The organism is Pseudomonas sp. GW821-FHT01E10 (assembly GCF_059422365.1).
In genome coordinates this window covers 1-18060 of record NZ_JBWKWT010000010.1, presented here as the reverse complement: position 1 = coordinate 18060, position 18060 = coordinate 1, and the positions used below count along the sequence as shown (strand labels likewise).

Here is an 18060-nt window from a genome sequence, read left to right as displayed (position 1 = left end):
AAAAAGGGGGAAATGCAGTGCCTGAAGGGCAGGCACAAGTCAGCCAATGTAGCGGCTGACTGATCGATTGCCTAGTGGCGAGTGCTAGTCGGTATCAGTCCGCGGCGCTGATCACGCGGGATTTGGTGACCTGGGCCGGCGCGAAATGGCAGGTAAACGTGCTGCCATGCCCCGGCACACTGCTGATTTCCATGCGTGCCCGGTGGCGCAGCAACACGTGCTTGACGATGGCCAGCCCCAGCCCGGTGCCGCCGGTGTTGGAATTGCGGCTGGAATCGACGCGGTAGAAGCGTTCGGTCAGGCGCGGCAGGTGTTTGCTGTCGATGCCGATTCCCGAATCCTGCACGCTCAGGTGTGCACCTTGCTCGTCGCCCCACCAGCGAATGCGGATATTGCCCTCGGCCGGGGTGTATTTCACCGCGTTGAACACCAGATTGGAAAACGCACTGCGCAGTTCGGCTTCACTGCCCTTGAGCAGAATCGTCGGGTCGGCTTCCAGGGTGATGCGCTGATTTTTCTGACCCGACAGCTGTTGGGCGTCGCTCTTGATCGATTGCAGCAGGCTATCGATGGACACTGGTTGGTTGTCCGATGGGTAATCGGTGGCTTCCAGTTTGGCCAGCAGCAGCAAATCGTTAAGCAAGGTCTGCATGCGCCCGCCTTGCTGCTGCATTTGCTGCAGGGCACGGGTCCAGCGCGGATTCACGTCCTCGACGTTATCGAGCAGGGTTTCCAGGTAGCCGCAAATCACCGTCAGGGGTGTGCGCAGCTCGTGGGACACGTTGGCGATGAAGTCTTTGCGCATCTGCTCCAGCTGATGGATACGCGTCACGTCGCGCACCAGCATCAAGTGCTCGTTGTTGCCGTAGCGGGTGATGTACAGCTGAATGCGCAGGCGATCATTGATCGGCGACGGAATCTCCAATGGTTCGGCGTAGTTGTCCTGCTCGAAGTATTCCTTGAAACGCGGATGGCGCACCAGGTTGGTCACCGGCTGGCCGCTGTCCTGAGGAGTCTTGAGGCCGAGCAGGGTTTCGGCGGCGCGGTTCCACCACTCAAGGTTGCCGTCGCTGTCGAGCATGATCACTGCGTCTTTCAGCGCGGCAGTGGATTCCTGGACCCGGTCGATCACCGCTTGCAGGCGCCCGCGTACCCGTTGGTCGCGGCGTTGCAGGTGATAGATGCTGTCGAACACTTCGCCCCACAGGCCATAGCCGTCGGGCGGTGCTTCATCGGGTTGGTGCAGGCGCAGCCATTCGTGCAGGCGCAGCAGCTGTTTGAGGGTCCAGGCCAGGTAAACACCCAGGCCCACGGCGAGACTCCAGCCGTAGTAGCCGGAAATCAGGCCGATCACCAGGCAGGCGGTGACCAGCAACAGCATGTGGCGAATCAGGGTGCCATGCCAGTTTTGGTTCACGGAAAATATGCGTCCTTGTCAGCGAGGCTGGCGGCCGGCTCAGGCCTTGGTGGAAAACCGGTAGCCGGTGCCGCGCACGGTTTGTACCAGATTTTCGTAAGCATCGCCGAGGGCTTTGCGCAGGCGACGGATGTGCACGTCGACAGTGCGCTCTTCGACGTAGACATTGCCGCCCCAGACCTGATCCAGCAACTGGCCGCGAGTGTAGGCGCGTTCCTGGTGGGTCATGAAGAATTGCAGCAAACGGTACTCGGTCGGGCCCATCTCGGCAGGTTTGCCGTCGATGGTCACGCGGTGGCTGATCGGGTCCAGCAGCAGGCCGCCGACTTCGATCGGCGCTTCGCCATCGGTCGGGCCGGCGCGACGCAGCACGGCTTTGAGGCGGGCCACCAGTTCGCGGGGGGAAAACGGTTTGGTGATGTAGTCGTCGGCGCCGACTTCCAGGCCCTGGATCTTGTTGTCCTCTTCGCCCTTGGCGGTGAGCATGATGATCGGGATATCCCCGGTCAGTTCGTCGCGCTTGAGGCGGCGGGCCAACTCGATGCCGGAAGTGCCGGGCAGCATCCAGTCGAGCAGAATCAGGTCCGGTTTGCGGTCGACGATAATGGCATGGGCCTGCTGTGAGTTCTCCGCCTCCAGGCAGTCATAGCCGGCCATTTCCAACGCAACGGCGATCATTTCGCGAATGGGCGCTTCGTCGTCGACGATCAGAATGCTCCTGCCAACCATGCCTTAATCCTCTTGTCATTTAACTGTCTTGCGCCGCATTAGATAACGGAATTATTGCAGTCGTGTGACAGTATTTTAGCCGGCCTGCGATTGTCGCGATCCTGAACTAAGCTCTAATTCCGAATCCTGACAACCACAAAAGGAAGGTTTCCATGAATCACATTGCTAAATCCTGGAAGGTCCTGCTGGTCACGGCTGCGTTAACGCTGCCGTCCCTGGCCTTTGCGGCAGAACCCGCCATGATGAAAGGCGGCATGATGGTCGATCAGAAGGGTATGACCTTGTATACCTTTGACAAGGACAAGGACGGCAAGTCGATGTGCATGGGTGAGTGTGCGAAGAACTGGCCGCCGATGATGGCTCCGATGGATGCCAAGCCCATGGGTGAATGGAAGCCGATCAAGCGTGACGACGGCACAATGCAATGGACTTACGACGGTAAGCCAATGTACACCTACAAAATGGACAGCAAGCCGGGAGACATGAAAGGCGACGGCATGATGAAAATGTGGCACGTGATTGGCGAACACAAGTAAGCGATTTGCCTGCCCTGTAAACAGTCTGTAGCAGCTGGCGAAGCCTGAGTTCGGCAGCTGCTACAGATCAATCGCAGTCAACGTAATGCGTAATCCAGCACAATCCCCACAAAAATCGCCAACCCCGCCCAGTGGTTATGCAAAAACGCCTGGAAGCAACGCATCCGGTCTTTGCTGCGGGTGTACCAGAACTCCCACGCAAAGCAGCCTGCCGCCACCAGCAACCCAAGGTGGAACCAGCCACCGAGATGGAATTTCGAGCCAGCCAGCAACAGGCAGCCCAGCGCCAGGCCTTGCAAGGTCAGAATGATCACCCGGTCGGCATCGCCAAACAGGATCGCGGTGGATTTCACCCCGATCTTCAGGTCATCGTCGCGGTCGGTCATGGCGTAATAGGTGTCGTAGCCCACGGTCCACAGCAAATTGGCGATCCACAGCAACCAGGCTGTCGCCGGCAACTCACCAGTCTCGGCAGTGAACGCCATCGGCATGCCCCAGGAGAACGCCGCGCCCAGCACCACTTGCGGGTAATAGGTGTAACGCTTCATGAACGGATACGTGAAGGCCAGGGCCAAACCGCCCAGCGACAGCCAGACAGTCGCCGCGTTGGTGCACAGCACCAGCAAGAAGCTCACGCCCATCAGCACCGCGAAGAACACCAGGGCTTCTTTGGAGCTGATCTTGCCGCTCACCAGCGGCCGCTGCTCGGTGCGTTTCACATGGCCATCGACCTTGCGGTCCGCCCAATCGTTGATCACGCAACCGCCGGCACGGGTCAGTACCACGCCGAGCACGAAAATCACGATATTGGCCAGTGACGGCGAACCTTCACCGGCAATCCACAGTGCCCACAATGTCGGCCACAGCAGCAGGTAAATGCCGATCGGCTTGTCCATGCGGGTCAGCTGAATGAAATCCCAGGCCCGAGGATTCACGCGGTTCAGAGACTTGAGCAGGTTCTGGTACATCAGCAGTTCTCCGGATGCGCGCGGGCGGCGCTCCACAGGGTCGGCAGGAAAACCTCGGCCACCAGCACGCTCAGGGCGCCACGGTCGAAACGCGAGCGCCGGGCCCACAGTTCAGGTGCTTGAGCCTCCATCGGCAACCACGCTTGAGGATAGTGACAAACCTCGATGGCCCGGCGCTGAAATGCCTGATCGCAAAACAGCAATTCACCCAGAGAACGGCTACCCAGCTCATCCATATGCAATCCGTCGCCCTGCAGCGCGCTACGCGCCGCCACGCTGCGGGCAAACACCCAAGCTTCACCGTGGCCGCGCAGATACACCTCGCGCACCCAGCCTTCGCTGCCTTCGGCCAGCTCCAGCGCGGCACATTCGTCGGCGCGCAGCGATTGCCAGCCTTCGAACAGCGGCGTGACGCTGAAACCGTCATTCGACAAACGGGTCAGGCGTCGGGTCAGTGACCCTTCATCGAACAACCAATCGAGCGTAGACGTGTCGGGGCGGGGCATCAGTTGGCTTTGAGAAAGCCAGAGCGGCGTCGGGGAAGGGGCTTTTGAGTGCGGCACAGTGAGTCATTATTGGCAGCAAATGAGGCGGCGAGCTTACCATGTCAGGCGGCGAGTTTGATTGATCCGGCCTGCCGTTGCGCCGAACAGGCTTGCATCTGTCGGGCCCGATCAGTACAAAACGCCCTGAGCCGGACGGCAACGCTTCATCTATCGACCGTTCGCGCCGGCAAAAGCCTGAATCCCGAGGAAATACCTGAATGAAAAAGTGGCAATGTGTGGTCTGCGGCCTGATCTATAACGAAGCCGAAGGCTGGCCGGACGACGGTATTGCGGCGGGCACACCGTGGCAGGACGTGCCGGAAGACTGGCTGTGCCCGGACTGCGGCGTGGGCAAAATGGATTTTGAAATGATTGAAATCAACTAAGCATCCAAGGAGCTAGGAATGAACGCACCTGTCGTGATCGTCGGCACTGGGCTGGCTGGCTACAACCTGGCCCGGGAGTTTCGCAAACTCGATGGCGAAACCCCGCTGCTGTTGATTACCGCAGATGACGGACGCTCCTACTCCAAGCCGATGCTTTCCACCGGCTTTGGCAAGAATAAAGACGCCGATGGCCTGAGCATGGCCGAACCGGGCGCCATGGCCGAGCAATTGAAGGCCGAAGTGCGCACCCACACGCGCATCAGCGGCATCGATCCGGGCCACAAGCGCCTGTGGATTGGCGAAGAATCAGTGATCTACCGTGACCTGATCCTGGCCTGGGGCGCGGAAACCGTGCGGGTGCCGATTGAAGGCGACGCGGCCGACGCGGTTTTCCCGATCAACGACCTTGAAGACTACGCACGTTTTCGCGCGGCGGCGGCCGGCAAGCGTCGGGTGCTGCTGCTGGGCGCCGGTTTAATTGGCTGCGAATTTGCCAACGACCTGATGCTCGGTGGCTACGAAGTGCAACTGGTTGCTCCCTGCGAACAAGTCATGCCGACCTTGCTCCACCCGGCGGCGGCTGCTGCGGTCCAGGCCGGCCTGGAAAGCCTGGGCGCGCGCTTCCACCTGGGGCCGGTGCTCAATCGCCTGCAGCGAGTGGCGGACGGCCTGGAAGCGCATCTGTCTGACGGCCAGGTCATCCCTTGCGACGTAGTGGTGTCAGCCATCGGTCTGCGTCCGCGCATCGACCTGGCGGCCGCTGCCGGGGTGCAGGTCAATCGTGGTGTGGTGGTTGACCGTCACCTGAAAACCTCTCACGCCAACATCTACGCCCTGGGCGATTGCGCCGAGGTCGATGGGCTGAATCTGTTGTACGTCATGCCCCTCATGAGCTGTGCGAGAGCGCTGGCCCAGACCCTCGCCGGAAACCCTACGGCGGTGAGTTACGGCCCGATGCCGATCACCGTGAAAACCCCGGTCTGCCCATTGGTGGTTTCCCCGCCACCACGGGGCGCGGAGGGCGTCTGGACGGTCGAAGGGCAGGGCGCGGACATCAAGGTGCTGTGCCGCGACAGCGCCGGCAAATTGCTGGGCTATGCCCTGACCGGCGCGGCGGTGATGGAAAAACTCGCCCTGAACAAAGAACTTCCGGCCCTGTTGGCGTAAATGCCGGTCGTTCTGTCGGAATCACCCCGTTTTTGCCCCCACAAAGGTCGCGGGGAGACTGGCGCCGCTCTTGCGCGCATGCCATCCTCATTCCCGTCTGCCGCAGAGTAGAGCACCTGCGGCGCCTTGGGCGCTGTTCCAACGAGAACAGCACGGACATAACAACAAAAAACCGTCAAAGGGGCTTCACTCATGCGTAAACCAGAACTCGCCGCTGCCATCGCGGAAAAAGCAGATCTCACCAAAGAACAGGCCAATCGCGTTCTCAACGCCGTTCTCGAAGAAATCACCGGCGCTCTGCATCGCAAGGATAGCGTCACGCTGGTGGGCTTCGGCACCTTCCTGCAACGCCATCGCGGTGCCCGCACCGGCAAAAACCCGCAAACCGGTGAGCCGGTAAAAATCAAGGCCAGCAACACTGTTGCGTTCAAGCCAGGCAAGTCGTTGAAAGACAGCGTTAATCCGTAACACGCACCGACTTCCCGCACAGCGGGCGAGCGGGATAAAAAATGGGCACGCCAACGAGGTTGGGTGCCCATTTTTTCTGTCTGGCGGATCAGCCGACTCGGCTTTGTTTCCTGGCGAGAATCGCTGCTATTTCCGGCTCATTCAGGTGATCCAGCGCGCGCTCCACCAACAAATGCACCCCGTCGGCCAGGCGGCTGAGCGCCTCATTCCTCGTCCAAATCTTCCTCATCGATCAGGCCTTGAACAAACTGGAGGAAATTCGAGCAGACCAGCTTTTCGGATTCAGCCTGATTTTCTTCAGGGCTTAGGTCACTATCAAAGCTGTCAGTGGTGAAGTAACTAACGGCCTCCGTATCAAGATTCAGGCAAAAGAAGTTACCACCCCAGTCGTTCGCGAAAGGCAGAAGGTGTGCAGGAAGTACCTGTTTTTTTAGCATCAACTGGTAGGTGGATAGCAGCGAGGAGTCGCCACCGGGAATTGGCTTGAATGCAGCCACTTCCAGTGGCTCGTCAAAATCTTCGCTGACCCAATAGGTCCGCTCCGGTACACCTCCGTTGTACTTGAGATAATGGTTTTTAAAGGGCGTCGGTAGCTTCTTACCAATGGCGCATTCCAGGTGATCCAGATCCGCTGGCGTAATGGCCGCCTCGTCATTCGAAAATGTGTTTTCGAGCATCATTAATCTCAGCGTTAATGGATCCTCACCGTTCTGATCCACTTTTTTATAAGGGATCAATTCAGCCGCCCTTGAGTAAATCGATTGGTTTGGTTTCGGTTAGTTGGATCTTGAAAAGGGTAATCACCTGCATGCTGAGTGAAACCTAGGCTCTATCTATTGAGCCGACCTTCTCCGTATCGACCACTTCTGCACCTACCAGATCTAGTTCTTTAAGCACAGTGGCGGCGTGAGGCGAAAGAAATACGAATCCAAGTAAAGTTATTTCATCGATACTAAAAAAATCGATGCTGACATTTTCTTTGATTGTCAGGCTGATGATATTTTTGATTTCGCCGCTCGCTCGAAAATTAATCTTCGACTGTGTCTGATCGATCACGTCCACAGGCTCCTTGTCTATTCGTTGCTGGCGCATAAAAAAATATTGGCGCTGTGCGACCGAAACGCCTTTTGGGTTGACAATCTCCAGTTCTGCGATCTCCCATCGGGAAGTCTTGAGGGTCTGGAAGACTTTCAGGAAGCGCTCACTGACAATATGCCCCTCAAAGGCAGTGCAAAAGTCAAAGTCATAGCGCTTGTCCTTGGTAATCAGCACCAGCTTTTTCGGGAGGGGAGCGAGAGCTTCGTCGGGGCCCGCGTCGTGCCAGTCGGCATCCATCGCATCGTCATAGGCGCCAGGGCTGAACGACTCATGAATGACGCCATCAATGAAGGTGGGGCAGTTTTTGTCTTTCTTGAATGCAAGGGTATAGAACATGAAAGCCTCTTGTCAGCAAAGTCGACCGGTACTGGATTTGGTTCGTATTCTTCCTGAAACGGTCTTCTTGCGAAGTTTGAACTGGACACAACCCCAACCCCATTCCTCAGGGTCAGACCCTGTATTTCCTTAAAAACAGGCACTCCAACTGGTTCAAATGCCCGCTTTTGTTGGAAAAAATCAAGCCTCCATGAAGTCGTCGTATTCTCGATAGTGATTGATTGCCTGGATCAAAATGGCGCTATCAGGGGTCTTTATTTTTTTCTGAATTATCTGCGATATGGCTTGAAGGGTTTGCACGTCAACCCAGGTCTCTACATTTTCTTTTTCCAGCGACTTAGGAATGGTTTCTCCGGCGCTGTTTTCTACGGTTTTGTCATCCTCTTCTAGATCATCAATTTCATCTTCGGTAATGAGATAGAAAACCGCATTTTCTGGTTGCTGCTCCCATTCGTCCAAATTTGTATAGATCCAGTCATTATCGGTAACGGAATTGATCGTGCTGAATAGGTCGGTGATGCCTTTCATCTTTTTCATCAGTGATTCCTTATTTTCTACAAGATGACCCACCACCCCATGCCTTCCTGCCGCCGACTCGTTTTCCATTGCGGCCTTTCGGGTGGTAGTCACCATGACGGTTTTTTCGATGCGCCGACCCAGCGGGTCGTAGGTCATCCTGACCACGCTACCGTTTTCATTGCGCACTTCAATCAACCGGCTTTCGGCGTCGTAACCGAAGCGCTGCACGCCCCGTTTAGTACTGCGTTCTTCGATCATCCGGCCAAACGCGTCATAGCGGTAACGTTTGTCCTGATAGGTCAGCAGTTTGTTGTGCACCACCAACCCAGAGCCGCCCCTAAAAATGTCGGCCATCATGGGGGCCAGAAGCCTAGGCCTGATTTTAATAAGGGACAAACGTGCGGTTGGCGATATAGAAACCCAAGCCTTTGTTATTTTTGAATTTTTTCTCGATCATAGAATCGGCCAACTGCTGAGAGATCAGAAGGTCTCCTGACTCTGGCTCACGAGCGATTCCGCGCATGCCGGCAGCACCGTCCAGGAACCAGGTTTTAGTGAAATAGATGATCGATCCGTCATCATCCCGTTCAGCGGCAGATTGCCCTTGATCTATCGCGTTGACGGTATTGATTGCATTCACTATGAAAAAAGCTTCGTCGACCTCTTCCCCGTCTGCAATGACGACAGCAGGTTGAATGAGCTGAATGTCCTGAGCAGATTGATGGGTGAGAAAATCCGCAAGTCGCTCAGTGACTAGTGGGACTCCCCCAAGTAGCCATAGGCAGTCATACGCAAGCAACTTTTTTTTCTTGCACGGAAAATAGACCTTTGGCTTGTCCATATTCAATGGATAGGGTTTTCCCGCCAACAATGACAGGTAGTCAAAATTCGAACCGGCGGTTTCATAAGAACCGCTTTCGATGTCATACGAACCGATCAGTTGTTCGCTGTAATAAGCAGGGGCTTTCCAACTTAAAATCATGTTTGATTTTCCTGGCCGTAATAAACACCGACCGTCAGCAGGTTGGCGGCGAAGTCGTACACGGTATGCTTTTGCATGGCAGCCGGCGTCATCGAGGGCTGGCTGGTGTGTACGGCATTGTCGCGCAGGTAAGCGACCACTGCGGCAATTGGCTGCTGAGCAACCGTCCCTGGGCGTCGTAGCTGAATTGGGTGCGTTCGCCGAGGGCATCGGTGATGGTTTGCAGATAGCCCCGGTTGTCGTAGCTGAACCGCGTCGGATAACCCGAGCAATCAATGTGTTCCACCGACTGGCCGAACGGGTTCCAGCGCAGCTTTTTGCTTTTGCCGGTGGCGTCGATGATCTCGACGACCTGGCCGTGGGTGTCGTAGCGGTATCGCGTGATGTGGCCCAGCGGATCGGTTTCGGCGACGCAGTTGCCGCGCTGATCGTAGCGAGCGTTTGTGGCCATGTGGTGTTGAGCTGGCCATTCTTTTTGAAGCTGCCTTCCAACTGGAATTTTTTGTGGATACCACGCAGCTTTATCAATGCCTTTTCTAACGCGCTCATGTTCGTTCTCCGAATAAAATTGGCGGAGGTGCGGGGGCAGGACTTGAGCCATGGCCCGAAGGCGTATGCGGTTCGTGGCGTGGGAAGTTTGCTCCCTATCGGCGGCGCAGCCGTCGTAACCGGCTGATCGATACCTTTGAAAAAGACGGCGCTGGTGAGATCGATAACGGGCACAACTCAGGTAAATTGAACGAGGAAATATCCAGCTTCGTCGCCTTCCTTCATCTTTTTCGCCCGGTTGTCGGCAAAAACGTAGCCGATGCCACCGCCGAACAATCCTTCGTGGCGAGGACTGATTTTTGCGATATCGGCGTCCAATATCTGGGCTAGAAAATAATAGCGAGGGCTTTCATACAACGGATCTTGCAACCAGCCAGGGCGACCTAATATTTTGCTGATACTGGCGCCGCAGTCCGGATCCTCCAGCTCTTCGGTCATTTGTTCGTCCGTGAGGGGTTGCTGGGCAATGTAGCTTCGCGGAATCGGATCCTCCAGGGTCGGTGGCATAAACTCGAAAGGCGCCAGCGTATGAAGCAGAACTTTACTATGTCCCTGTGCCAGCTTTTCCATCTCGCTCTGTTGGTGGACAGTCAATTGGCGTAACGATGACCGTTTGTACGTATCGCCTTCACGCTCCACGGAAACGAACACTGTCAGAGCCATGCCCGACGGTATAAAAGAAGTGCTGAGGAAATCCGATGTCATCATAAGCACTGGTAGCATCAAATGACCCTTGGTTGGATCCTTTGGCCACAGATCAATATCGGTGAGTCGAGCGCCCCCGCCTATTTGTCCAAGGTTATGGTCTTTTTCGGAGAGGATGATTTGATTGATGCCCATAGTCCGTGATCCTTTAGAAGCAGCCTTTTCTTTTGGCGAATGATGTGGAAAAACGCCTCGCTGTTCGTGCCTGTTGTTGGGTGATGATGCCGGTTCTGACCAATGAGTTGTGAATAGCTTGGGACATGAGGCGAATTTCCAGCTTCCCGCGCTTGAGCATTTGATTAGGTCCCAGCCCGCGAGCACGGCGCAAACGATTTTCCTCGGCATGCACCATGTCGTGATGTTCGGGCGATAGCGCAATGGAAGGGTTACCTTTATAGCGCCGGCCCTTTGCGATACCTTTCTCTTCCAGAAACTTATTACGAACAATCTCGTGTGCTTCCAGCCCATCATTCTTGTGGGCTTTGGCACCGTAACCGGCCACCTCACCTTCTTTTAGCAGCCCAAATGGGTCAATCCACCTGGTGGCGTTGGGAGCCCCATATCCGGATCATAAAGCCGGAACGTGTTGTAGTGCAGTCAGGTCTCTCGGTAGAAAAACTTATTCCTGTTTTTTATCCAAACATGCATGTTATGGTTTTCACTAAAAAGTAGAGCCGGAAGTTGTTTGGCTCTTCCGGCTCCTTTTCTAATCTAGTCTAGAAAGTCATCGTTTTCCAAATAATAAGTAACTGCTTTCAGTAGTTCTTCTTTGCTGGAGTTCGGATGATGTTCTGTTTTATTTTCAATGATCGCTTTGAGTATTGGAGACTCAAGGAATGTTCCGTATTTGTCATCGAACTCCATTTCTTCGTCGTCATTTTCTGCAAGGTAATATTTTTTATTTAGGATGTCGTTTTTTGACTCCAAATCAAAATCAGTATCAACATATAACCATCCTGCATTGGGTAGATCATTACATTTTTGCAGAAGCTCGTCAAAGCCATTAATGGTTATCATAAGTACTCCTTGTTTTCGACATTTCGTACCGCCGCCCCATTTATTTCGACCGCCTTTACCATCAGGGTGGTAGATTTTATGATACGTTTTATGATCATTGAAGTCGGCTAGCTGTAATGAGCCTGGTTTGTTTCCATGATGCCAAGTCAAATTGGCTGGGGATGTTCCTCTGAACGTCCCATTCGACCGTGGCTGCACATGCTCTACAGCGCCAGGGTATTTAGTCTGCATTTGACGTTTAAAGTCCGGATCTGTTTGCATTCGTTTGTAAACAGATTCATTTGCGCGGCTAAAGTGCTCTGCGTCAGTCATTTTGTATTCGGACGCGTTCAGTGAGTGCTCATGGAACACATGATATTTCCCTAGGTCGCGAGATCCTTCACCATTGTATAGCCCAAGCGGATCTATCCAGGTCAGGGGGTTTGGGGCATAACTGTAAAAGTTCAGCCCTCCCGCCAACCCAATCGGATTCCTTGTTGGTTACGGCATGCGCATTAGCGCAGTCCTCAGGCGTTTGATCAGCTTCGGATCCTTGAGGCAATCGGCCGGCCGCATGTTATCCAAGGCCGGCACCTGCTGTTCGACCCACCACAAACCTTCCTTGAGCCCTCTTTTTCCGTAGAGAATGACCGCCATATCGAGGTTGCCATCCAGTTGTTTCGCTAGGGAGCGGGCGTCGTCGTCGAGATAGTCCTCTTCGTATAACCGCACAAGCATATTCCAATCGGAATCGCCGGGGTATTCGTCTTCCAGTTGTTCCATCTTCTGCACTCATTGGCCGGGTCAGATCCATGACCTGAAGATTAACCATAAAAATAATTAAAAAATAGTTCGAAATTTTCTTTCCCAAGCAGGGGGCTGACTTCCTTTGTGAGTAATTTCACGAACTTGCTGGAAAGCTCGTCATCGTCGTTATAGATCTCAAATATTTCGAATTTTCCGTGGACAACCTCAATCAATTTTGCAAGAGCGAAAAAGAAATCAGCCAATGAGTCGGCAATTTTGAAAGGCAAAGCCACGTCATAGCTGGCAAATACAGGTGTACCCTCAATGTCGGTAACAGCGATGACAGGTTTACCACCTCCGATATCATCCATGAATACTACAAAACCGGCTGGCCAGCGTGGGTTGAGCTGCGACTTGTTTGAATTGCCATCCCACTTGTAGCCCACTTGGTCATCTTCAAGGGTGTTCAGATCAAAAAAACGTATCGGAGTCAAACCTGTCTCTATCTCTACACCCACAGGCTCGTAGTTGTCATAGAAAAAGTCAGTTTCGACAGAGCGTTCAAGCGTTTGCGGCCATGTGGCGTTGACTTGGCCATTCTTTTCGAAGCTGCCCTCTAACTGAAACTTCTTGTGGATACGGCGCAGCTCTATCAACGCTTTTTCTAACGCGCTCATGTTCGTTCTTCCCTGTGGGTTACAGCATGCGCATCAGCGCGGCTCTCTCGTTTGTGAGAGCGTCTATAGGCTGTACAAAATATTGTAGAATGAGGTTGAATTGTCTTTTATCGAGGACAGATCCTGGTCTATAGATGCTTTTTCGAATGATGATTTATTGATTGCCATTCGACGAGTGATTATTGCTTCCAGCAGCTTTATGAACAGTGCCTCATCATTGACGTGTTTTTTAAGCTTTAGAATTTCGCGAGGCTTGTTTTTCAGGATGTAAAAGGAATAGTTCATCAAAATAATATTTGAGACAAACAGATTTTCCGTAGACTGAAGGGGGTTGATCGTGTCGATTAAAACATTAAATATCTGTCTCTTGTCTTTAGCGTATGCCTGCAAAAATACATCGGGATACATGAATTCGCTATGGCGATCATTTAGCCTGAAACGGTAATTTGTGTCGCCGGGTTCGGTCAATAATGTGACGAGGCTTGTTTGATAGTTTTTCAACGTGCTTAGCAATACATGTTCTTTTCTGCTATCAAATTTTATCGCTTTGTAAACCAGGTTGATAACATCCAAAAAAGCTACAGGCCCCCGGGTGTCGGTAGCCATTACCAGCTGATTATCCTTGATGCTGAACCGACGATACGCTTCGTCGTCAATGCTCAATTCGAAAAGCAGGAATCTGAGTATATAGTTTCTGAGCTGTGCATCCGAGTCGAGAGAACTGTTTTTCAAACTGATCAACTGGATCAGAAAGAAGAAAATAAAATAGTCTTTATTGGTTCGTTGACGGTTGTCGATGTCAAGTAGATAGCCAAAGCGGGACAGGATCAAGAGAAGGGTATAGCAGTCCGGTTCCGTGAAGCCGTTTTTTGACATGGATTTTTCGAAGGCGCTTATGGAGAACAAATCGTGCCAGCGGCTCACATAGAAGGTCGAACCGTTGTGTTTTCTGGCGGCGACAGAGAGCAGTGAAGGCTCGTCTTCTTGGTAAAAAACAACGCCCAGCTCTTTCGGATATGGACGGATGTTCAGGAAACTCTCAAGCTTGTATGAAAGGAGATTGAATATGTCCATTTAACGCTATCCGCATGTCTTCCACTTTCCGTTCGGGCCTTTTTTCTCGACACGAAACGAACGCCAATTGCTCAGCGCCACCGACCTGCAGGGCGGGCGCTACGAATACTACGACGCCGGGCCTAATTCAAACTTTTTCAGTTTTTCCAACCGATAATTGTTTTTTCATGCTGGTACGGTTAACTCGGACTAAGCCAAGAAGAGAAATCAGAAATATATATTTCATTTAAAATCAAATCTAGAGGTATATCTTCAATGCTATCGGCTATCTCGTCATAAGGGGAGGGTAATACATAGGAAAATCCGAAATCATCATCAAGAATTATTGAGCCATTAAAGATTCGTTGACGCTTTGTAAGTTTTTTTACTTGGCCAAAAGACATCCCTGTAGAAAGCATACCTCTGTAAAGTCCTTTGTAATGTACATTGCAGCCAATTGAGAATATAGCTCCGTCAGAAAGGGTTGCTATGGTGATCGTGTCGTTTACCACATAGGCTACCCTCGTTTCCCCGTCCGGCAGATTATAGTTTTTTATTTTTATGTTGTGTTTTTTATATAGCTCATCGATATAGTTGGAAATGTTTTCCCCTAATAGTATGTCTGCTGCTGAGTGCTTGGAATTGATATCTGCTGTAAAGTCAATCATGTTCAAGTTCCACCGTTCATTAACGTGCCATTAACATAGACTGGAGAGTCTTTTATTAGATCGTAATTTTTGAACCCGCCATGTCCAATTCTACCAAATACAATATCTTCTCCAGATCTATTGGCTTTGTACACTTTCCAGTAATCGTTTCCGTGAATGTTGGGCTGGATGGAACCGCCATCTTGGATGGTAATAAATAACCCTAGAGTACGACCGCCTCTCGAATGCTCTGAGTCTTCAAGTGTGGGTAAACACTTGCTCGTCAAGAGATTGATTTTGTCAATCATTCCTCAGGATAAATTTTCAGTTTGCTATTGTCCGTAAGTATTTCAAAAATGGTTAGGGAATCATCTGCGTGATTGATCTCATAAGACCTTTCCGTGAAGGTGCTTCGCCATATTTTTTCAGTAATCGAAGTGATTTTATCGGCGTTGTATTTATAAAGGGTTTCGAAGTATTCTCCCGTGTTGTTCAAGCAGTAATGCCCTGTAGCTTTGTCATTCAGAAACTTAATCAGGGAAACCGAGTCAAGGTTGGCCTCTAGGTTGCCGTTTAGCTCACTGCCGAATGTAAGCTCAAGGATTTGATCGGCCTCATGCAAAAAAAACTTTCTATAAACAATCCATTGCTTTTTAATTGTTACGTATTTTGCAAATTTTAACTCGCCTATTATTTTGTTATCTTTATTTAAGAAATAACATTGCCTGTTTTTGGCTGGCTCGGAATCTTTTTTTAAAAAACGTCCAGGCTTACATCCCTGGAGCTCCGACATATAGGGGGCCGGCGAATAGGAAGGCATGATCCCCATGCCCCAGATTGTCGTTTTGTAGTTTTTCTCCATAGACGATATAAGCTCTGAATATTTATCCTTATATTCATTGAGTCGTGCATATAAAAAGTCCTTCATGGGGTATCTCCTACTTTGCTAATGGGAAAACCTTTCCACCGTTGAGCTCCAAGTTGAGTTTATTTAAACCCGACTCGAATCCAGATTTTGTGTTCGCCCCTTTTAGGGTTTCCCATACGTGTTGTTTATACGCATTGCCATGTACTCCTTCCCCGGCATGAGCGGTTGCTGTTGTATTTGGTAAACGGGACTGTGGGTTTACAGGCAGCCATATACCATTTTCTTTCTGATTTATGTCAATGCCAAGTCTGTCCATACGTCTTCTCAACCAGCGCATACGCACATCCTTCGAATTGGACATTACTATATGGTGGGCTCGATAGTTCGAGTTTGGCGCTTTACCCAAACGGCTTCCAAGAACTTTAGCATCGCTCGAGCAACTTAGGCCCAGAGCGTCTATCCAAGTGAATGGGTTAGGTGAGTATTGATAAAGATTGATTCCCCCCGCCAACCCAATCGGATCCGGCGTCGTAAACCGCCCCACATCCGGATCATAAAACCTGAACGTATTGAAATGCAGCCCCGTCTCCCGGTCCAGGTACTGCCCCTGAAACCGCAGGTTCTGCTCTTCAATGTAATACGGCTCGCGCACCTCTTCTAACGTGTTGCCCCACACCCGATAACTCGCCTTCCAGACGTTGTGGCCGTCTGCCTCGGTGAGTTGTTCCGGCAGGCCGTTGAGGTCGTTGTGGTAGTAGCGGATCTTTTGCAGCGGGCCGGTGCCGTCGACACGGGCCAGGGGTTCGTAACCTTCGTCTTCGTAGAGGTAGAGGCTGGTCTGTTGATGGCGATGTTCCTGCAACAGGCGCAGGCCGTCCCAGGTGAAGCGGGTTTCGCCGAGAGGGTAGCCGTTGGTGTCGTGTACGGTTTTTTCGATGCGCCGGCCCAGTGGGTCGTAGGTCATTCTGACCACGCTGCCGTTTTCATTGCGCACTTCAATCAACCGGCTTTCGGCATCGTAACCGAAGCGCTGCAGGCCTCGTTTAGCGCTGCGTTTTTCGATCATCCGGCCAAAGGCGTCGTAGCGGTAACGCTTGTCCTCATAGGTCAGCAGTTTGTTGTGCACCACCAGCCCGGCGCCGGGTTGTGGGCCGTCCAGCAGGTTGGCGGCGGCGTCGTAGGCGAAGGTTTCGCGCTGGCCGTGCAGGCTGTCCTGGCTGGCGATGATGCGGCCAGTGGCGTCGTAGTGCAGCAGTTGGCGGTGTTGCGTGGTGGGTTGCTGGTCGAGTTTGCCGATCAGGTTGTCGGCGGGGTCGTACTCGAAATGTTTCTGCACCGCTGCCGGCATCAGCGATGGCTGGCTGGTGTGTCGGCGTTGGCGTGAGCGTAAGCGCCCGCTGCGGTCGTATTCGCTGCGGGTGCTGATCTGGCCCTGGGTGCGCAGCACTTCGCGGTGCAGGCGGTCGCGTTCGAAGTCGCTGATGACCTGGCCGTCGAGGTTGATCTGGTGCAGGTGGCCGCTGCCGTAGTACAGGCGATTGAGCCAGCGGCCGTCGGGCAGTTGGGTCTGGATCAGGTTGCCGAGTTCGTCGTAGTGGTAGTGCAGGTTGCCGGCCGCGCTTTGTTCTTCGAGCAACTGGCCGAGGGCGTCGTAGGCGAAGCTCAGGGTTTGTGCGTTGTCCTGGTGGTCGGTGAAGGTGACGGCGGTGAGTTGGTCCAGTGGGTCGTAGGAGTAGTCGGTGCGGCCATCGTCGGTGACTTTGGCGATCAGCCGGCCGACGGCGTCGCGTTCCAGTCGGTGAACGATGGGAGCGGGGGGCGACTCGGGGACGACGGCCAGACCGTTGCCGTAGGGCGCCGGAACAGCCGTGACCGCCGCGACGTTATCCAGCAGGTCATAGGTGTAGCGCTTGGCACTGCCATCCAGATCCTGTTGTTCTGTCAGCCGATCTCCAGCGTCCCAGGCAAACCGATAACTCTCGCCGTTCTCATTGGTCAGCGCCTGCAGCCGCCCGTAGCGGTCATACCCGAACTGCACCTGTCGGCCGTGGGCGTCGGTGCGCTGGCGCACCTGGCCGCGACGGTTGTGTTGGTACAGCGTGGTGTGCCCGGCCGGGTCGGTGTAGCCGATCAACTGGCCACTGACGTCGCGCTGATACTGCTCGGTGCGGCCGTCCGGCAATTGGCTGCTGAGCAACCGTCCCTGGGCGTCGTAACTGAATTGGGTGCGTTCGCCGAGGGCATCGGTGATCGTTTGCAGATAGCCCCGGTTGTCATAGCTGAACCGCGTCGGGTAACCCGAACAATCGATGTGTTCGACCAGTTGGCCGAACGGGTTCCAGCGCAGCCTTTTGCTTTTGCCGGTGGCGTCGATGATCTCGACGACCTGGCCCTGGGTGTCGTAGCGGTATCGCGTTACATGGCCCAGCGGATCGGTTTCGGCGATGCAGTTGCCGCGCTGATCGTAGCGATACTGCCAACTGTTGCCCGCGGCATCGGTTTCCACCAGCGGCAAGGCCCAGTGCTCGAGCCATAAGGTCGAGTCGCTGCGGCCCAGCGGGTCGGTTTCGCCGATCAGGTTGCCGGCGTTGTCGTAGCTGTATTCGTAGCGCCCGCCCTGCGGGTCGGTCGCGTTGAGCAATTGGCGCTCGTCGTTCCATTCGAACT

Annotated in this window: 20 protein-coding genes and 4 pseudogenes; 4 read left to right on the top strand and 20 right to left on the bottom strand. The window is 53.4% G+C overall.

The features are described 5' to 3' along the window. Positions 1–94 precede the first annotated feature (94 nt). Both phoR and phoB read right to left on the bottom strand, forming a co-directional pair. Positions 95–1417, bottom strand: a complete 1323-nt coding sequence (gene phoR / locus AC07V0_RS18190) for a phosphate regulon sensor histidine kinase PhoR (RefSeq protein WP_018927396.1) — start codon at positions 1415–1417, stop codon at positions 95–97. A 39-nt stretch (positions 1418–1456) separates the two neighbouring features. After that, a complete protein-coding gene (gene phoB, locus AC07V0_RS18185; protein ID WP_007896474.1) occupies positions 1457–2146 on the bottom strand; it encodes a phosphate regulon transcriptional regulator PhoB in 690 nt (229 codons plus the stop codon). Positions 2147–2298: 152 nt separating this feature from the next. Between phoB and AC07V0_RS18180 the strand changes: the two genes are divergently transcribed. Beyond that, complete coding sequence (locus AC07V0_RS18180; RefSeq protein ID WP_018927397.1) at positions 2299–2682, top strand: COG4315 family predicted lipoprotein; 384 nt, start codon at positions 2299–2301, stop codon at positions 2680–2682. A gap of 77 nt (positions 2683–2759) precedes the next feature. On the opposite strand, the gene ubiA is transcribed toward AC07V0_RS18180, so the two are convergent. Together ubiA and AC07V0_RS18170 are read right to left on the bottom strand one after the other, a co-directional pair. Further along, positions 2760–3650 carry a 4-hydroxybenzoate octaprenyltransferase gene (ubiA, locus tag AC07V0_RS18175; protein ID WP_018927398.1) on the bottom strand — a complete coding sequence of 297 codons (891 nt, stop codon included), beginning with the start codon at positions 3648–3650 and terminating at the stop codon, positions 2760–2762. Then, positions 3650–4213: a chorismate--pyruvate lyase family protein gene (locus AC07V0_RS18170; protein ID WP_086945211.1), complete on the bottom strand. Its 564-nt coding sequence runs from the start codon at positions 4211–4213 to the stop codon at positions 3650–3652. The genes ubiA and AC07V0_RS18170 overlap by 1 nt, the downstream gene beginning before the upstream one ends. Before the next feature lie 200 nt (positions 4214–4413). Here AC07V0_RS18170 and AC07V0_RS18165 point away from each other — a divergent pair, with 200 nt between their 5' ends. From AC07V0_RS18165 to AC07V0_RS18155, 3 genes are all read left to right on the top strand, one after another. Next, positions 4414–4581, top strand: coding sequence for a rubredoxin (locus AC07V0_RS18165; protein ID WP_007896465.1), 168 nt, complete (start codon positions 4414–4416; stop codon positions 4579–4581). Positions 4582–4599: 18 nt separating this feature from the next. Then, the gene (locus AC07V0_RS18160) at positions 4600–5748 is read left to right on the top strand and encodes an NAD(P)/FAD-dependent oxidoreductase (RefSeq protein ID WP_086945210.1); all 1149 of its coding nucleotides are present in this window, start codon (positions 4600–4602) and stop codon (positions 5746–5748) included. Positions 5749–5940: 192 nt separating this feature from the next. Continuing rightward, the gene (locus AC07V0_RS18155; protein ID WP_003213368.1) at positions 5941–6216 is read left to right on the top strand and encodes an HU family DNA-binding protein; all 276 of its coding nucleotides are present in this window, start codon (positions 5941–5943) and stop codon (positions 6214–6216) included. Between the two features lie 88 nt (positions 6217–6304). Here AC07V0_RS18155 and AC07V0_RS18150 read toward each other — a convergent pair. From AC07V0_RS18150 to AC07V0_RS18075, 16 genes and pseudogenes are all read right to left on the bottom strand, one after another. Further along, a pseudogene (locus AC07V0_RS18150) lies at positions 6305–6418 on the bottom strand (DUF6124 family protein); the annotation flags it as partial. Position 6419: 1 nt separating this feature from the next. Beyond that, on the bottom strand, positions 6420–6953 hold the full coding sequence (locus AC07V0_RS18145) for an SMI1/KNR4 family protein (RefSeq protein ID WP_225609317.1): 534 nt from the start codon (positions 6951–6953) through the stop codon (positions 6420–6422). 85 nt (positions 6954–7038) lie between these two features. Further along, positions 7039–7650, bottom strand: coding sequence for an Imm43 family immunity protein (locus AC07V0_RS18140; RefSeq protein ID WP_064621147.1), 612 nt, complete (start codon positions 7648–7650; stop codon positions 7039–7041). Positions 7651–8286: 636 nt separating this feature from the next. Then, a pseudogene (locus tag AC07V0_RS18135) lies at positions 8287–8502 on the bottom strand (hypothetical protein); the annotation flags it as partial. A 49-nt stretch (positions 8503–8551) separates the two neighbouring features. Beyond that, a complete protein-coding gene (locus tag AC07V0_RS18130) occupies positions 8552–9151 on the bottom strand; it encodes an imm11 family protein (RefSeq protein ID WP_173861144.1) in 600 nt (199 codons plus the stop codon). Positions 9152–9293: 142 nt separating this feature from the next. Then, positions 9294–9587: pseudogene (locus AC07V0_RS18125) on the bottom strand (hypothetical protein); the annotation flags it as partial. Between the two features lie 290 nt (positions 9588–9877). Beyond that, positions 9878–10540 carry a hypothetical protein gene (locus AC07V0_RS18120; RefSeq protein ID WP_086945209.1) on the bottom strand — a complete coding sequence of 221 codons (663 nt, stop codon included), beginning with the start codon at positions 10538–10540 and terminating at the stop codon, positions 9878–9880. Positions 10541–10553: 13 nt separating this feature from the next. Next, positions 10554–10907 carry a hypothetical protein gene (locus AC07V0_RS18115; RefSeq protein WP_064621142.1) on the bottom strand — a complete coding sequence of 118 codons (354 nt, stop codon included), beginning with the start codon at positions 10905–10907 and terminating at the stop codon, positions 10554–10556. Positions 10908–11116: 209 nt separating this feature from the next. Next, a complete protein-coding gene (locus AC07V0_RS18110) occupies positions 11117–11734 on the bottom strand; it encodes a DUF7716 domain-containing protein (RefSeq protein WP_207238812.1) in 618 nt (205 codons plus the stop codon). 78 nt (positions 11735–11812) lie between these two features. Next, a pseudogene (locus AC07V0_RS18105) lies at positions 11813–11899 on the bottom strand (RHS repeat-associated core domain-containing protein); the annotation flags it as partial. 3 nt (positions 11900–11902) lie between these two features. Beyond that, positions 11903–12184 (bottom strand): hypothetical protein, encoded by a 282-nt coding sequence (locus AC07V0_RS18100; protein ID WP_019651906.1) that lies wholly within the window; start codon positions 12182–12184, stop codon positions 11903–11905. Between the two features lie 41 nt (positions 12185–12225). Further along, entirely contained in the window at positions 12226–12825 is a 600-nt protein-coding gene (locus AC07V0_RS18095) for a hypothetical protein (RefSeq protein ID WP_064621140.1), read from the bottom strand. Between the two features lie 63 nt (positions 12826–12888). After that, complete coding sequence (locus AC07V0_RS18090; protein ID WP_064621139.1) at positions 12889–13899, bottom strand: hypothetical protein; 1011 nt, start codon at positions 13897–13899, stop codon at positions 12889–12891. A 179-nt stretch (positions 13900–14078) separates the two neighbouring features. Beyond that, positions 14079–14546, bottom strand: a complete 468-nt coding sequence (locus tag AC07V0_RS18085) for a hypothetical protein (protein ID WP_086945208.1) — start codon at positions 14544–14546, stop codon at positions 14079–14081. 283 nt (positions 14547–14829) lie between these two features. After that, on the bottom strand, positions 14830–15453 hold the full coding sequence (locus tag AC07V0_RS18080; RefSeq protein WP_086945207.1) for a hypothetical protein: 624 nt from the start codon (positions 15451–15453) through the stop codon (positions 14830–14832). A 10-nt stretch (positions 15454–15463) separates the two neighbouring features. Beyond that, the coding region (locus tag AC07V0_RS18075) for an RHS repeat-associated core domain-containing protein (RefSeq protein WP_492568235.1) at positions 15464–18060 on the bottom strand (2597 nt) is incomplete at its 5' end.

Coding starts and splice junctions, on each gene's coding strand:
- phoB (WP_007896474.1), bottom strand. CDS start 2,146: ATGGTTGGCAGGAGCATTCTGATCGTCGACGACGAAGCGCCCATTCGC.
- AC07V0_RS18180 (WP_018927397.1), top strand. CDS start 2,299: ATGAATCACATTGCTAAATCCTGGAAGGTCCTGCTGGTCACGGCTGCG.
- ubiA (WP_018927398.1), bottom strand. CDS start 3,650: ATGTACCAGAACCTGCTCAAGTCTCTGAACCGCGTGAATCCTCGGGCC.
- AC07V0_RS18165 (WP_007896465.1), top strand. CDS start 4,414: ATGAAAAAGTGGCAATGTGTGGTCTGCGGCCTGATCTATAACGAAGCC.
- AC07V0_RS18160 (WP_086945210.1), top strand. CDS start 4,600: ATGAACGCACCTGTCGTGATCGTCGGCACTGGGCTGGCTGGCTACAAC.
- AC07V0_RS18155 (WP_003213368.1), top strand. CDS start 5,941: ATGCGTAAACCAGAACTCGCCGCTGCCATCGCGGAAAAAGCAGATCTC.
- AC07V0_RS18140 (WP_064621147.1), bottom strand. CDS start 7,650: ATGTTCTATACCCTTGCATTCAAGAAAGACAAAAACTGCCCCACCTTC.
- AC07V0_RS18130 (WP_173861144.1), bottom strand. CDS start 9,151: ATGATTTTAAGTTGGAAAGCCCCTGCTTATTACAGCGAACAACTGATC.
- AC07V0_RS18120 (WP_086945209.1), bottom strand. CDS start 10,540: ATGGGCATCAATCAAATCATCCTCTCCGAAAAAGACCATAACCTTGGA.
- AC07V0_RS18110 (WP_207238812.1), bottom strand. CDS start 11,734: ATGACTGACGCAGAGCACTTTAGCCGCGCAAATGAATCTGTTTACAAA.
- AC07V0_RS18100 (WP_019651906.1), bottom strand. CDS start 12,184: ATGGAACAACTGGAAGACGAATACCCCGGCGATTCCGATTGGAATATG.
- AC07V0_RS18095 (WP_064621140.1), bottom strand. CDS start 12,825: ATGAGCGCGTTAGAAAAAGCGTTGATAGAGCTGCGCCGTATCCACAAG.
- AC07V0_RS18090 (WP_064621139.1), bottom strand. CDS start 13,899: ATGGACATATTCAATCTCCTTTCATACAAGCTTGAGAGTTTCCTGAAC.
- AC07V0_RS18085 (WP_086945208.1), bottom strand. CDS start 14,546: ATGATTGACTTTACAGCAGATATCAATTCCAAGCACTCAGCAGCAGAC.
- AC07V0_RS18080 (WP_086945207.1), bottom strand. CDS start 15,453: ATGAAGGACTTTTTATATGCACGACTCAATGAATATAAGGATAAATAT.